At 69.3% G+C, this 14,250-nt stretch carries 14 protein-coding genes; 6 read left to right on the top strand and 8 right to left on the bottom strand.

Features of this window, described 5'->3' with window-relative positions:
* Nucleotides 1–65 precede the first annotated feature (65 nt).
* Entirely contained in the window at nucleotides 66–770 is a 705-nt protein-coding gene (locus MB1_RS00630) for a response regulator transcription factor (protein ID WP_066902685.1), read from the top strand.
* A gap of 22 nt (nucleotides 771–792) precedes the next feature.
* Nucleotides 793–2,127, top strand: coding sequence for a flavin monoamine oxidase family protein (locus MB1_RS00625; RefSeq protein ID WP_066902683.1), 1,335 nt, complete (start codon nucleotides 793–795; stop codon nucleotides 2,125–2,127).
* Here the strand turns inward: MB1_RS00625 and MB1_RS00620 are convergent.
* Complete coding sequence (locus MB1_RS00620) at nucleotides 2,097–2,984, bottom strand: LysR family transcriptional regulator (protein WP_084350690.1); 888 nt, start codon at nucleotides 2,982–2,984, stop codon at nucleotides 2,097–2,099. The genes MB1_RS00625 and MB1_RS00620 overlap by 31 nt on opposite strands.
* 79 nt (nucleotides 2,985–3,063) lie before the next feature.
* On the opposite strand from MB1_RS00620, the gene MB1_RS00615 reads away from it, so the two are divergent.
* From MB1_RS00615 to MB1_RS00605, 3 genes are read left to right on the top strand one after another with little or no spacing between them, the layout of a single operon-like run.
* Complete coding sequence (locus MB1_RS00615; protein WP_066902682.1) at nucleotides 3,064–4,080, top strand: aldo/keto reductase; 1,017 nt, start codon at nucleotides 3,064–3,066, stop codon at nucleotides 4,078–4,080.
* Between the two features lie 13 nt (nucleotides 4,081–4,093).
* Complete coding sequence (locus MB1_RS00610) at nucleotides 4,094–4,891, top strand: antibiotic biosynthesis monooxygenase (RefSeq protein ID WP_084350557.1); 798 nt, start codon at nucleotides 4,094–4,096, stop codon at nucleotides 4,889–4,891.
* A complete protein-coding gene (locus MB1_RS00605; RefSeq protein ID WP_066903393.1) occupies nucleotides 4,891–6,249 on the top strand; it encodes an MFS transporter in 1,359 nt (452 codons plus the stop codon). Before MB1_RS00610 ends, MB1_RS00605 begins: the two co-directional genes overlap by 1 nt.
* A 12-nt stretch (nucleotides 6,250–6,261) precedes the next feature.
* On the opposite strand, the gene MB1_RS00600 is transcribed toward MB1_RS00605, so the two are convergent.
* The 5 genes from MB1_RS00600 to MB1_RS00580 form a co-directional block, all read right to left on the bottom strand.
* Nucleotides 6,262–7,380 carry a winged helix DNA-binding domain-containing protein gene (locus MB1_RS00600; protein ID WP_157083831.1) on the bottom strand — a complete coding sequence of 373 codons (1,119 nt, stop codon included), beginning with the start codon at nucleotides 7,378–7,380 and terminating at the stop codon, nucleotides 6,262–6,264.
* Between the two features lie 4 nt (nucleotides 7,381–7,384).
* Nucleotides 7,385–8,551: an epoxide hydrolase family protein gene (locus MB1_RS00595; protein WP_066902673.1), complete on the bottom strand. Its 1,167-nt coding sequence runs from the start codon at nucleotides 8,549–8,551 to the stop codon at nucleotides 7,385–7,387.
* 63 nt (nucleotides 8,552–8,614) lie between these two features.
* The gene (locus tag MB1_RS00590; protein WP_066902671.1) at nucleotides 8,615–9,274 is read right to left on the bottom strand and encodes a helix-turn-helix domain-containing protein; all 660 of its coding nucleotides are present in this window, start codon (nucleotides 9,272–9,274) and stop codon (nucleotides 8,615–8,617) included.
* A 6-nt stretch (nucleotides 9,275–9,280) separates the two neighbouring features.
* Nucleotides 9,281–9,832, bottom strand: coding sequence for an XRE family transcriptional regulator (locus tag MB1_RS00585; protein WP_245649960.1), 552 nt, complete (start codon nucleotides 9,830–9,832; stop codon nucleotides 9,281–9,283).
* Between the two features lie 22 nt (nucleotides 9,833–9,854).
* Nucleotides 9,855–10,568, bottom strand: coding sequence for a tyrosine-protein phosphatase (locus tag MB1_RS00580; protein WP_157083830.1), 714 nt, complete (start codon nucleotides 10,566–10,568; stop codon nucleotides 9,855–9,857).
* Between the two features lie 75 nt (nucleotides 10,569–10,643).
* On the opposite strand from MB1_RS00580, the gene MB1_RS00575 reads away from it, so the two are divergent.
* Nucleotides 10,644–11,528, top strand: a complete 885-nt coding sequence (locus MB1_RS00575) for an alpha/beta fold hydrolase (protein WP_066902667.1) — start codon at nucleotides 10,644–10,646, stop codon at nucleotides 11,526–11,528.
* On the opposite strand, the gene MB1_RS00570 is transcribed toward MB1_RS00575, so the two are convergent.
* Both MB1_RS00570 and MB1_RS00565 read right to left on the bottom strand, forming a co-directional pair.
* Nucleotides 11,471–12,373, bottom strand: a complete 903-nt coding sequence (locus MB1_RS00570; protein WP_066902666.1) for an LLM class flavin-dependent oxidoreductase — start codon at nucleotides 12,371–12,373, stop codon at nucleotides 11,471–11,473. The two genes, MB1_RS00575 and MB1_RS00570, sit on opposite strands and share 58 nt — an antisense overlap.
* Nucleotides 12,370–14,238 carry an FAD-binding oxidoreductase gene (locus tag MB1_RS00565; protein WP_066902664.1) on the bottom strand — a complete coding sequence of 623 codons (1,869 nt, stop codon included), beginning with the start codon at nucleotides 14,236–14,238 and terminating at the stop codon, nucleotides 12,370–12,372. The genes MB1_RS00570 and MB1_RS00565 overlap by 4 nt, the downstream gene beginning before the upstream one ends.
* Nucleotides 14,239–14,250: the final 12 nt, after the last annotated feature.

The following is a 14,250-nucleotide window of genomic DNA, read 5'->3' as shown; positions in this document are numbered from 1 at the left end:
CTCTAAGAGGCGTAGGGCGGACAAGCGGAACGTCGCCCGATAGAACTGGAGGTGTGACTCGGCTGATGGGGGAGGAGCGTACGACGCGCCGTGCCCGAGTGCTGGTGGTCGACGACGAGGTGTACCTGGCCGATCTCGTCTCAACGGCTTTGCGTTACGAGGGATTCGAGACCGAGTCCGTAGGTACCGCCGCTGCCGCCAAGGTCGCTGTCGCCGACTTCGAACCGGACCTGATCGTCCTCGATATCGGCCTGCCGGACGGCTCCGGGATCGACCTGTGCCGCGAACTCCGAGCGGCCGGTAGGTCCGCCCCCGTCGTCTTCCTGACTGCTCGCGACGCCACCGAGGACAAGGTGGCCGGATTGACCGTCGGCGGTGACGACTACGTCACCAAGCCGTTCAGTCTCGAGGAATTGATCGCCCGGGTCCGCAGTGTCCTGCGGCGTGCCGGAACGGATCGAGCCGGCACTGCGCTGGTTTTTGCCGACTTGGTGATCGATGACGACGCACACCGGATCACCCGCGCGGGTGTGCGACTCGACCTGACGCCCACCGAGTTCGCTCTGCTACGTTACCTGCTGGTCAACGCCGGCCGGGTGCTGACCAAACGGCAGATTCTCGACTATGTCTGGGAATACGACTTCAACGGCAACGACGGAGTTCTCCAGACTTATATCTCCTACCTGCGGCGCAAGGTCGACGCGAACGGGCCTGCCCTGATTCACACCGTCCCGCGCATCGGTTATGTCATGCGGCTGCCCGACGGCTGAGCCGGGCCATAGGCTGACGCACATGCCCGATCCCGATGGACCCGCGTTCGACACCCTCGTGGTCGGCGCCGGCATCTCCGGCCTCGCCGCCGCTCGCACGCTCACCGCTGCGGGCCGCCGCGTCGTGGTGCTCGAAGCTCGCGATCGGATCGGCGGCCGGGTCCACACCTTGCGCGAACCGGGTCCCGACGGGCGGGTCCTCGTCACCGACCTCGGCGCCTCCTGGATCCACGGCATCACCGACAGTCCGGTGCACGAGACGACCCGCGCGTTCGACATGCCCGACGTCGAATTCACGGTGGGCAGTTATCAGGCCGGGGGGCGCCCGATCGCCTACTACGGCCCCGACGGAACCCGGCTTTCCGCCGTCGACACAGAGTCGTTCATCGCCGACGTCGGCGCCTGCGACAGGGTCCTGGGCGACATCATCGCCGCGGCGGACCCCGGGCTGTCCTATCGCGACGCCGCGCAGGCGGCGTTCACGACACTGGGATGGGAGAACGAGCGGGCCGAGCGGGTGGCCGAATTCCTCCGGCACCGCACCGAGGAGCAGTACGGCGTGTGGTGGGCCGACCTCGACGCGCACGGCCTCGACGACGACGAGACGATCGGCGACGAGGTCGTCTTCCCCGACGGCTACGACCAGCTGGCCTACGGCCTGGCCGAGGGGCTCGACATCCGGCTCGACACCCCGGTGCACCGGATCGACTGGTCGGACGCGGGGGTCACCGCCGTCATGTCCGATGGAACCGTCCGCGCCGCAAACGCCGTGGTCACCGTGCCGATCGGTGTCCTGCAGGCCGGCGACCTCACGTTCGAACCGCCGCTTCCCGAACCGGTCGCCGCAGCGATCGAACGCCTGGCGATGAACGCCTTCGAAAAGGTGTTCCTGCGCTTCGAGGACCGCTTCTGGGACGACGGCGTCTACGCGATCCGCCGCCAGGGACCGGCCGCCCGGTGGTGGCATTCCTGGTACGACCTAACCCGCCTGCACGGGGTGCCCACCCTGCTGACCTTCGCCGCCGGGCCCTGCGCGGCCGAGATCCGCGACTGGAGTGACCAACGGATCACCGCATCGGTGCTCGACGCCCTCGCCGAGATCTACGGGCCGGTACCCCCGCCCACCGGAGTGCACATCACCCGATGGCAGGACGACCCGTGGTCGCGCGGCTCCTATGCCTACATGCGCCTCGGGTCGACCACCGCCGACCATGACGTCATCGCCACGCCGATCGGCGGCGTCCTGCACCTCGCCGGTGAGGCGACCTGGACCGACGATCCGGCGACGGTGACAGCGGCGATGATGTCGGGACTACGCGCGGCCGATCATGCCACCACTCCCCGCAACGGTGGTTGAGTCACCAACTCGGCGGTGAAACGCGCGGCGGCCGGGTTGGTCGGGGTGACCGGGCTGTAGGCGCAGATCGGTGGATGCGCCGGCAGCCCGTCGAGGTGAAACACCGAGACCGGATGTCCCGGTGCGGTGGCGATCGATTCGGCGACCAATGCGATCCCGACGCCGTTGGCGACCATCTCGCGGATGCTGGCCGGGCTGTGGGTTTCGAAGACGATGCTGGGCTCCCGATCGAAAGCGGAGAACGCGGTGTTCAGCAGTCGCCGAAGACCGCTGTTGGCGGGCAGGCAGATGAACTGTTCCTCGAGGATGTCCGCCAGCGCGCCGGGGCGCGCGTCCCAATGGACCGGCGCGATCATCACCAACTTTTCCCGGGAGAGCCGGCGGAGCGTGATCGTGCCGTCCGGGAAGTCGTGCTCGGGTGCGACCACCAGATCGAGTTCGCCCTGGACGAGCGCCTCGATCAGTTCCGCCGCGAGTCCGGACCGCAGCGTCAGCCGCACATTGGGATAGCGCCCGCGGTAGTCGGCCAACGCCCGGGACAACTCGACGCCACCGGTCAACGGTGTCGCCCCGATCCGCACGCTTCCGTAGTCGACGCCGCGATGCTCCGCAGCGGTGGTGGTCAGGTCCGCGACGCAGGACAACGCCGCGCGAGCGTGCTCCAACAGTTGGGCTCCCGCCTCGGTCACCACGACGCCGCGGGGGGAACGGACGAGCAACTGCACCCCCAGTTCGTGCTCCAGTTTCCGTATTTGGGAGGAGATCGCGGGTTGTGCCACGTGCAGGTTCTGCGCGGCCCGCGTAAATCCTCCATAACGAACGATGGCATCGAAATACACCAGCTGGCGTAACTCCACGGCGCCCATATTAGTTCGATATCGCCCCCATCATCAACGTGTCTTTGAACTACCGGCCGGTTCGGGCAATGGTTGATGCATGACCACAAGAATTCTCGGCGCAAACGGTCTGAATAGTCCGAATAGTCTGACAACCTCCGCAATCGGCCTGGGCTGCATGGGTCTTTCGCAGGGCTACGGCGCCACCGATGACACCGAGTCCACGGCAGCGATTCGCGCGGCCCTCGAATCCGGTGTGACGATGTTCGATACGGCGATGAGCTACGGCCAGGGCCACAACGAACGCCTCCTCGGCGCGGCCCTCGCCGGTGCGGCGCCGCGCGATCAGGTACGCATCGCCACCAAATTCGGCATCGTGCGTGGCGCCGATGGTGTTGTGCTCGACGGGAATCCCGACCACGTCGAGGGCTACTGCGAGGAATCCCTGAGGCGACTCGGAGTCGAGTACATCGACCTCTACTACCTGCATCGCGTCGACCCGAGATTCCCGGTCGAGGAGACCGTCGGTGCGATGAGCAGGCTCGTCGACGCCGGAAAGGTACGCCACCTCGGCGTCTCGGAGGTCGACGCGCACCAGCTGGAAGCGGCGGATCGTACGCACCCGGTGGCCGCCGTTCAGCTGGAGTGGTCTCTCATGTGGCGCGAGCCCGAGCTCGACGTGGTGCCGACGGCCCGCCGGCTCGGAATCGGGGTGGTCCCGTACAGCCCATTGGGTCGAGGCCTGCTGACCGCCACCCTGGTGGATCCGATGTCGGTCGCCGAGAGCCCCTTCCGGAGCAACGACCCGCGCTTCCAGGAGCACCGGCTGGAAGCCAACCAGCAGCAGGTGCGGCACCTGGCCGACCTGGCCCGCTCCTGGGGAATCACCGCTGCGCAGGCGGCGCTCGGGTGGCTGCTGGCGCAGGGGCCCGATGTGGTCCCCATCCCCGGTTCCCGGCGCCCGGACCGCGCCCGGGAGAACGCCGCGGCGATGTCTTCCCCGTTGAACGACGCCCAACTCGCCCAACTCGCCACCGTGGTCCCCGACGACCGCTGGGTGGGCGACCGCGCCTCCTTCGCGGTGCCGGTGACCACTCGTTCCACGGTTTCGGTGTAGTCATTCCCGTTCGATGAATTCGAAAGGCTCGAACATGATCACTGTCACGGCCGAACAAATACTCAAACCCGGTACGGAAGAACGTGTCGACGCATTAATGCTGGCCCTCAGTGGTGAAATTTTTCACAACGAGCCCGGTTGTACCCGATTTGATTATGTCGTCGACGCGTCGAATTCGCTGCGTCGGCTGGTCGTCGAAACCTATCGCGACCGCGCAGCCTTCGAGTCGCACGCGGCCACCCCGTATCTGGCCGCCTTCCTCCCGCACCTGCTGGACTGTCTCGTCGAGCCCCCGCGAGTCGTCGAATACGCCGACGCCTTCGAGCAGGCGCGCACGGCCCCGTTCTTCCACACCGGCATCGTGGTCGACGATCTCGCCGCAGCGGTCGCGTACTACAGCGACAGCCTCGGCGTCCGCTTCACCGAACCGGGCACCTTCGACATCCCGCGCCTCGAGGATCCCGACCCGCATCCGTTCCGGCTAACGGCCGTGCTGTCGATGACCGACGCACCGTTCCTGGAGTTGATTCAGGCGAGCGGAGACGGGGTGGTCGGGCCCGCGCACCGCGGCGGCATCTACTACCACGGCTACTGGGAGCCGGATATGAGCCTGCGGCTCAAGGAACTTCACGCTCCCGGTGGTGTCGGCACGGAGGGTGTCTTCCGGATGGAGGAGGGCGGGACGCCGTTCTCGATCATCACCAAGCCGGATCGGTACGGCAACCGCATCGAATACGTCGGGACCGACGCCGCCGACCCGCTGGTCGAGTGGGCGCGCACCGGGGTGCTCCCGACGGGGATCGGTGCGTGATGAGCGATCGGACGGCAACAGCCGCGCGCTCACGCACCTCCGCGGTCGTATTCGTTGGTGTCTCGATCGGCAACTTCCTGGTGCTGCTCGACACCTCGATTCTGAACGTCGCACTCCCCGATGTGCAGGCCGACCTGGGGGCGAGCGCGGGGCAACTGCCGTGGGCCGCGACGGCTTATACGATCACCTTCGCCGGCCTGCTGCTGGCCGCGGGAGCGATCTCGGATCGGGTCGGTTCGGTTCGGCTCTATCGGTGGTCGCTGATCGGCTTCGCCGTCCTGTCGCTCTGCTGTGCGGCGGCGCCGTCGATGGCCGCCCTGATCGGCGGGCGGGCCCTGCTGGGCGTCGCCGCGGCCTGCCTGGTCCCGTCGTCGGTGGCGTTGCTGGCCGGGCAGTACGCCGATCCGCGGGAGCGGGCCAAGGCGATCGGGCTCTGGGCGGCGTTGACCAGCAGCGGTCTGCTGCTCGGACCGATTCTCGGTGGCATCCTCGTCGAATTGGGCGGGTGGCGATGGATTTTCCTGGTGAATCCGCCGATCGCGCTCGTGGCGATGTGGTTGGTGCATCGACTGGTGAACGCGCCGGCGGCGCGTGCGCGTGCGGTGGACGGCCCGGGCATCGTGCTGTCGGTGCTGACCCTGACATCGTTGACGCTCGGCCTGATCGAAGGGGGGACCGGGGGCTGGTCGCGTCCGCTGCCGTGGGTGATCCTGGCGGTCTCCGCCGTGCTCGGGGTCGGGTTGGCCGTGGCCGAACGCAGGGCCCCCTTTCCGGTGATCCCACCGCAGTTGATGAGTCGGCCCGATCTGCGGGGCAGCATCGTCGCGGCGGCCGTGGCCACGCTGGTCTTCTACGGCGTGCTCTACGCGGTGACGTTGTGGCTGCAGTTCGAACGTGACCTCACACCACTGCAGGCCGGATTGACCTTCATCCCCATGACATTGCCGATGTGCGTCCTGCCGATCTTCACCGGTCGCATGGTCGCCGCCTGGGGGGCGCGGCGAGTCATCCTCGGCGGCCTGATGTTCGACGTGCTGGCCGGACTCCTGCTGATCATGGTGGCCGGAAACTCGTCGCTCGCCTGGATCGTGCCCGCCGAGATCGCGCTCGTGCTGGCCTGCACCACCGTCATCCCGGCGGCGACCGCCGATATCGCCGTCCACGCCCCCGCCGACGTCGCCGGCGCGGCGCAAGGCGTATTGAACGCCGGACGACAGGCGGGTTCGGCGCTGGGAGTGGCGATCCTCGGGCCGCTGACCTCACTGCCGCAGATCGGCGGGGTCATGGCGGTGCTGAGTGTGTTGACCGTGCTGCTGGTGGTCATCGGACGACCCCGCAGCGTGGGTGCCGGCGCCTGATCGGCGGGGCCGTCACCGATCGATGGTGACGGCCCCGACCGGCAGGTCGTAGGCGTCGACGAAGCGGTCGATCGCCGCCCGAAGATCGCGCAGCGTCGCCGAACGCGGTCGGAAGATATCGACCGTGACGTCGATCGACTTCGCGTTCACGGTGCGCCGCCAGGTGCCGACCACCACACCGTCGACGAGGAAGGTCGGGTGGAAGATGCCGTTGGCGCCGGGCACGACCTTCGTGAAGTCGCGGGGATCGAGGCAGTCGTCGCGCGTCTTGTAGCCCAGGCAGAATTCGTCGAACGACGCCAACAGCCGCACGCCCACCGGCTCATCGACGTCGGTGGGGGTGCTCGCACCGGTCCACAGCTGCCGGTCGTCGTGCGCGAAAGGGATCACCCGCCCCGCCGCCGCGGCGGCGTCGACCGCCGCCCGCGACGCCGACACCGTGGTCCCGGTCCACCACGCCACATCGTGCACCGTCGCCGGGCCGTGCCCGTTCAGATACCGCGCCGCCAGTTCAGCCAGTCCGGCGACGGGTTCGAAGAGCATGGGCTCGGGCGCGAATTCGTCGAGCAGAACAAATGTCTGCTGTTTACCGGCCATCGGGCCGATCGCGATGCGGCCGTGGTGGGCGAGCGTCCACAGCAGGTGATAGCCGCGTTGCTGATCCGTCCGTATCCCGGCGTCCTCCCACAGCGCCATGACGTCCGGGCGGGCCAACGCGTGCCCGCCCACCAGCCGGGCGGTCAACAGTTCGTCGGCCGCGGCGACCGCGGCGGCGTCGACCCCCAACTCCTCGTGCCGGGTGCGCGCCGACCGCAGCGTTCGTTCGGCCGAGACCCCGACCATCCAGCCGGCATCCTCGGCGGGCACCCAGTGGATCGTGCCGCGCATCGGCCAGGTCCGCAGGATGCGCCCGGAGGCGATCGCGTCGCGCACCGGCTCGATCGCCGGTACCCGCAGCCGGGAGGCGATCGCCCACAACGATTGTCCGTAATCCTGGGCCTGCATCGCGCCGAGCGACCGCACCACCTCGACCGGGTCGTCGAAGCTCGGCGCGGTCACCTGCTGGCGTGCCATGCGTTCGCGGACGATGGGGTTGCCGGGCACCGCGGCGACACGGGAGGGGCGGGTCACCGCCCTATCCTGCCGCAGCCGCACCGTCCGCCGACGCGGCGACGCCGCTGAGGAAGGCGACGATCTCGGCGGCCACGGCCTGCGGCTGTTCGCGGGCCGCGAAGTGACCGCCGGAGGACATCAGACTGTAGCGGCGGATATCGGTGAAGAAGCGCTCCGCGAAGGTACGTGGGGCGGAGGTGATGTCGGCGGGGAACAGCGCGAAACCGGCGGGCACCGCCACCGCGGGGGTCGACCAGTCGGATTCGGAATCCTCCTCGTCCCACGATGTCATCCCCTCGGCGTAGAGCCGCGTCGACGACCAGATCGTATTGGTGAACCAGTACAGCGACGCGAGCGTCAGCACCGCATCCGGGTCGGGTGTCCGGTCGGTCCACGCCGAGTACTTCTCGCCGATCCAGGCCAGCAGTCCGACCGGAGAATCGGACAGACCGTAGGCGAGTGTCAACGGTTGGGTCGACTGGATCGCCAGGTAGCCGCTGGTGTCACCCCAATCGGCCGCTGCCTCCAGGTATGTGCGCTCGGCGTCGTCGGTCGCCTCGGCCGTGTCGACCAGAAACATGTGGTAGTACGGCACATCGAGCAGATGGATCGCGCCGACCCGCTCCGGCCGGGTGAGCGCCAGATGCTCGGCCACCGCGCTACCCCAGTCCCCGCCGTGCACCGCATAGCGGGCGTACCCCAACCGGTCGACGACGGTGTCGACCGCGGCGGCGATCGTCTCCACGGCGAGCGGCCCGGCGGGCTGCCCGGAGAAGCCGTACCCGAGCAGACTGGGCACGATGACGTCATGACCGGCCTCGACCAGGGCGTTCATCACGTCGATCAGCCCGACGAAGCTGTCCGGCCATCCGTGCAGCAGCACGACCGGGAGTCGATCGGAGGCGTCGGCGGCGCGTTCGTGGACCGCGTGCATCGTGACACCGTCCACGTCGATCATCAGGTGATTCAGTTCGTTCAGGCGCGCCTCGACGGACCGCCAGTCGAAGGTGTGGCGCCACCGATCGGCCAGGGCGCGCACCTCGGAGAGGGCGAAGCCGTGGCCGTCCGCGCCGTCCGGCACATTCGGCCAGCGGATGCGGTCGAGCCGGCTGTTCAGGTCGTCGATGTCGGCACCCGGAACCTCGATCGTGAAGGGGCGGATGGTCGGTGCGGCTTCGGTTGTGGTCATGCCGACCACTCTGTCCCACCCGGGGTGGGCTCCTCTTGAAGAAAACGGACAGCCAGCCCGCGATCAGCGCTCCTCGATGATCCGCGCGGGCGTCCGGCCGATCAGCGCGTGCAGGGCGCGCGTCATATGGGACTGGTCGCTGTAGCCGGCCCGCAGCGCCGCCTCGGCGGGACTGACCCCGTCCAGCAACAGATCCCGTGCCCGATGTGCGCGCCGGACCTGTTCGATCTGCTTGCGGCGCAGTCCGGTGGCGTCGCGGAACCGTCGCTGCATCGTGCGGCCGGACCAGTGTGCGTCGCCGCCGCCCAGAGTCGTCGACACGTCGCGATCGGTCACCAGCAGGCCCTGCCGGTGCAGCCCGTCGACGAAGGCCTCGAGGTCGTCGTACCCCGGGACGGTGATGCGCACCCCGGCGATCACACACCAGTCGTCCTCGATCGGGATGTCGATCATCCGGCCGAGCAGCGGCTCCTTGTCCAACCCGCGCCATGCGACGTGTGCGACCAGGTCGACACCCCAGTGTCTTTCTCCCGCCACATAATCGATGGTCCGAGCGGAGACCGCCGGCCCGATGACGGTCGCGACCCGGCCGCCGTCGGTGCTTTGCGTAAACGCGATGCCCCAGTTCTCCGCCGCGGGTTCGACGTACGTCGCCGCGGTGTCGCTGTGGGCGCGCCAGACGAGGGAGATCAGTTCGGGCGGCGACTCGCGCTGCTCGTACATGCGCGGCTACTCGTGCAGGTGGATCGACTCGCCGGACGCCCCGAGGATCAGGATCGCCTCGACCGTGCCCTCCGCGACCCCGAACCAATGTGGTGTGCGCGTGGTGAACTCGACCGCCTCGCCGGGCTCGATGGTGAAGTCCCGGTCGCCCAGCAGCAGCCGCAAGCGCCCGGACAGCACGTAGATCCAGTCGTTCCCGTCGTGGATCGGCAACTCCCGCGGCGGCGTGGCCCGCCGCGGGTCGATACGGATCTTGTAGGCGTGCAGACCGCCGGCCGGTCCCTGACGGGTCAAGGGCCAGAACGTGATCAGGTCGTGCGTCTGCGATGCGCCGTTCACCCGCGGGTCGGTCTGTTCCGGCGCACGCATCAGGTCGTCGGTGGTCACCGACAGGGCGGCCGCCAATCGCGGGAGATGGTCGAGAGCGAGACGGCGCTTGCCGGACTCGAGACGACTGAGGGTGGACACGTCGATCCCGGCCCGCGTCGCCACCGACTCGAGGGTCAGCCCGCGGGCCTGTCGCAGCTCCCGCAGCCGGCGCCGCACCAGCGCGTCCACACCCTCCTCCGTCGACACGATGTCAGTTCGCCAATCTCCCGACCAGGGTCTCCAGGGCGGTCGGGTCGCCGCCATTGCGTAGGAACCAGCCCTTCGCGCCGCCGCGTTCGGAGTCGACCCGGTCGATGACCGCCTCGATCGCCTCGGCGGGGGCCTGCGCCATCGGATGGTCGGCGTCGAAGTCGTCGGGCACATTGATATGCGCGCGGATACGGCGCACGATGCCCGGCAGCGACGCCTCGGTGCGCCGGTAGTCGGTGACGATCGCATCCCGGTCGACCCCGCTGAGCATCAGCAGGATCGCGATGACCACACCGGTGCGGTCCTTGCCGACGGTGCAGTGCACCAGGGCGGGACCGTCGGTGGAGATCAGACCGGGGACCGCGGCGATCCGTTCCGGTACCAGATCGAGCATCTCCTGATACATATCGGTCATCGTGGGAGGCTTCGCCAGGTGGCCGTCCACCCGGGCGGCGGTGAACAGCGGGTGGTGGATCACCCGGGTATCGGCCGGCCAGGTCCGCGGGCTGATGGTCGTTTCCACCTCCGAGCGCAGATCGACGACGGTGCGCGGCGGCCAGACCGGCGCGATCGACTGCGTGTCACCCGCATAGGGGGCGTCGCTGCGCAGCAGGATGCCCGTGCGGGTGAAACCGCCCCCGATCAGCGGCAGGCCGCCCAGATCGCGAAGGTTCGCGGGGCGGTCGTCGGTCGTGGCGTCGATGGGCGACGACATGTGGCGGCTCTCCTGACCGGCGAGGGTGGACTCGCCGTCAACAGTATAAAAGTCCTGCTTGTTAGCCTCCGGGGCATGCAGCAGCAGGGTTCGGCCGATCTCGACGCCCTCGGCGTCCACCGGGTGGACGTCGGCACGGGGCTCCCCGTGGTGTTCATGCACGGTATCGGCGGTGATCACCACCAGATGCTCGAGTTCGGCGAGGCGACGCTCGGCGACCTGCCCGGGCTGCGCCGTATCTACGTCGACCTGCCCGGGCACGGCAGCAGCAGCGGCGACGGGATCGGTAACGCGGCCGACGTCCATCGTCGGATGGCCGCATTCGTCGACCGGCTCGGTCCGCGGTACGCACTGGTCGGCAGCTCCTTCGGCGGCGGCACCGCCCGTGCCGTGCTCGCCCGCGATCCCGGCCGGGTCGCGGGCATGGCCCTCTTCGCGCCGGTGGTGTACGCCCAACGCGCCGACCGGAATCTGCCCGCCAAGGGGCACCGCCCGGCCGACCCGCGGTGGGTACTCGACCTGGAACCGAAGCACATCGTCGCGGAATTCCGGGCCGTCACCCATCGACCCACCACCCGGAACTGGGACGCCTTTCAGCGCGACATCGTGCCCGGCTCGATCAGCGGCGATCGGGCGGCGATCAAGCGGGTGATGGACAACTACGACTTCGCCGCCCACCCGGAGGACGCATTCGGTACCTTCGACCGGCCGGTGCTGTTCGTCCTGGGCCGCGAGGACCCGATGGTCGGCTGGCGCGACGCGATCGGGCTGGCCGACTCCTACTCGCGCGCAACGTATGCGGTGGTCGAAGCCGGGCACAACCCGTTCCACGAACAGCGGGAGATCGCCGCGGCGAGCCTGCGTGGTTGGGCGGTCGCGGTCCTCGAGGCCGGCACCGATGATCAGGCCCGCGAGGCGGCCACCCGCTCCCGGACGGCCGGCACAACCTCGTCGGCGTAGCGCGCGGTGACGTCCGGGTCGTCGGTCCCGAGCAGGAAGGCGCTGATCCCGTGCTCGACAGCCAGATCGGTGAGCTGGTCGACCCACAGATCCACGGGCCCGTGCAGCAACTCGTCGCCGACGGTCGGGGTGAACTCGCCACCCATCAGTCCGACCACCCGGCGGATCGCGGTCGGCTCGCGGCCGGCGGCCTCGGCGCCGTCGTCGATTCGGGCGTTCAACTCCGGTAGCGAGTCGACCCCCTTGGGCAGGTAGCTGATCGAGGGCACCCAGCCGTCCGCGGTGCGGCCGATCAGGTCGAGCATGCGCGGCCCGTAGCCGCCGACCCAGATCGGCACCGGATGCGCCGGCGCCGGTCCTCGGCGTGCCCCCGAGACCTGATACTGCTTGCCCTCGAAGAAGATTCCGCCCTTGGCGGTGGTATCCCAGGACTGCCGGATCAGGTCGATCGCCTCCCCGACGGCGGTCAGCGACTGCCCCGGAGTCAGCCGCTGCGCCCCCATCGCCACGATCGCGTCCCAGAACGCACCGGCCCCGAGGCCGAGGACCACCCGGCCCTCGGTCAGCAGGTCCAGGGTCGCCGTCGCCTTGGCCAGGAGCAGGGGCGGTCGCAGCGGCAGATTGGTGACATTGGCCGCGATGGCGACATTGTGGGTGCGCGCGCCGACCACGCTCATCAGCGTCTGGGTGTCCAGGAAGCGCGGCTGGTAGGGATGGTCCTGGAAGGTGACGATGTCCAGGCCGGAGCGGTCGGCCAGCTGGGCCAGTTCCAGTACGTGGCCGGGGTTGTCGGCGGTCGGAGTGACGAAGGTGCCGAACATCGGGTCGTGTCCGTAGTCGGTCATCGGAGTTCCTCCTCGTGGGTCGCGGCGACGGCCGGACCGAGAGCGAAGTTGTCGCTCAACAGATTTCCCGGGTCGTAGTGCCGCTTCAGGGCGGTCAAACGGGCGAGGCCGCGCGCGCCGAAGGCGTCGACGAGACGTTCCGGTGAGCGGTCGGTTTCGAAGCTGAGATAGGTGCCGTCCATATATCCGCGCAGGGGCGCCCAGCCGCGGTCGAGACGCTGGTCGTTGGCGCCGAGCGCGGCGACCGAGAACGCGGCGTCACGGTGGGCGAAGGCGGTGGCGTCGGCCGGCGTGTCGCCGATCGCGCCACCCATCGCGCGGAACTGGAAGAAGTACGTCGCCCCGCCGGCAATGAAATCGGCTGCAGCCCGGGCGAAGTCATCGAACTCGTCGGATCGGTTGGCTGACAGCAGGCCCGAGCGCGACCGAACCTCTCGATTGGATCGGTGCCCGCCCGGCCCCGGGTCGGGCGCGGTGGCCAACACGTCCGCGTAGGGGGTCAGCACCACCTGCTGCTGCACCAGCGTGCCGATCCGGGCGAACGGGGTCAGGCGTTCGAGGATCGTGCCCGGGTCGTCGTCGGCGACCATGCCGTAGAACTGCAGGACCGTCGGCTCGCCGGGACGCGGGCGACCGGTGAGCGCAAAGATCACCGTGTCGCGGGGACTGTCGTTCTGGACGTGCAGATACTGCGCCAGGGCGTCGCCGAGGTCGTCGACGACCACCGCCAATTGCGCCCAGCCGACCGATCCCAGCCGGGGTGCGGTGAATTCGAACGCCGTCGCCACCCCGAAGTTCGCCCCGGCGCCGCGCATCGCCCAGAACAGGTCGGGGTGATCCTCGGCCGTGGCGCGTACCGGGGTCCCGTCCGGCAACACCAGTTCGACGGCGGTGATCATGTCCAGCGTCAATCCCTGGGAACGGGAGAGGAATCCGACGCCGCCGGCGGTGGCCAGACCGCCGACCCCGACGCCGCCGTAGTCACCCGAACCGATCGCCCGTCCGTACGGCTCCAGTGCTCGGGAGACCTGCTTCCAGGTGGCGCCGGGCCCCACCCGGACCAGACCGCGCTCGGCGTCGAGCATCTCGATCTGATTCCAGCCGCCCATGTCGAGGATCAACCCGTCGCGATTGGTCGACCGACCGCTGATGCCGTGGCCCGCGCTGCGCAGGCCGAACGGCAGGTGCGGATGCCGGGCGGCGAAGGCCAGCGCGTCGCCGACCTCGGCAACCGTGCGCGGCCGCAGCACCAGCCCCGGCCGACCGCCGCGCATGTACGTCGAGGAGACGGTGGGGAAGGCCGGATCGCCCGGCTCGATCGCCGATGCGCGCAGCGATCCGGGAACCCCGTCGTAGTCGATGCCTGCCGCGCGTCGCAGCCGCGCCGCGAGCGGGCGGTCGGCGGACGGGCCGCCGGTTATACCGGTGGTGCGGGCGGTGGCGGCGAGGGCGTCGATCTCGTCGATCGAGGTCACCGGTACGACGATCGCGCGCTCGCTCGCGTCGGCGGATCGGGCGGCCGCGGCGTCGAGGTGATCGGTGACCGTCCAGCGATCGGGGTCGGTGATCAGCCGTCCGGGGACGAGGGCCTCCAGGCTCTCCACCGCTCGGGCGACCACCCGGCGAAACGGCATCCCCGCAAGCCCGTCGACCGTCGGTGGGTGCGGATCGATGCCGATCGAGATCGTCGCGGTGCGGGCGGCCACCCAACTCGCCATCGTCCACACGTCGGCATCGGGTGCGTCGACCGCCGGAAGCAGCACCACGAGGGACAGCCCCGCGCGTTCGGCGGCGTTCGCCAGGTCCGCGGCGTCGGCGACACCATCCGCGTCCGCCCGTAGTGCGATGCCGATATCCGCGACCATCGGTGCCCCTCT

Source organism: Millisia brevis NBRC 105863 (genome assembly GCF_001552615.1).
Taxonomy (GTDB): Bacteria; Actinomycetota; Actinomycetes; order Mycobacteriales; family Mycobacteriaceae; genus Millisia; species Millisia brevis.
The sequence above is the reverse complement of the archived record's forward strand: the minus strand, read 5'-3'. Positions and strand labels throughout refer to the sequence as shown.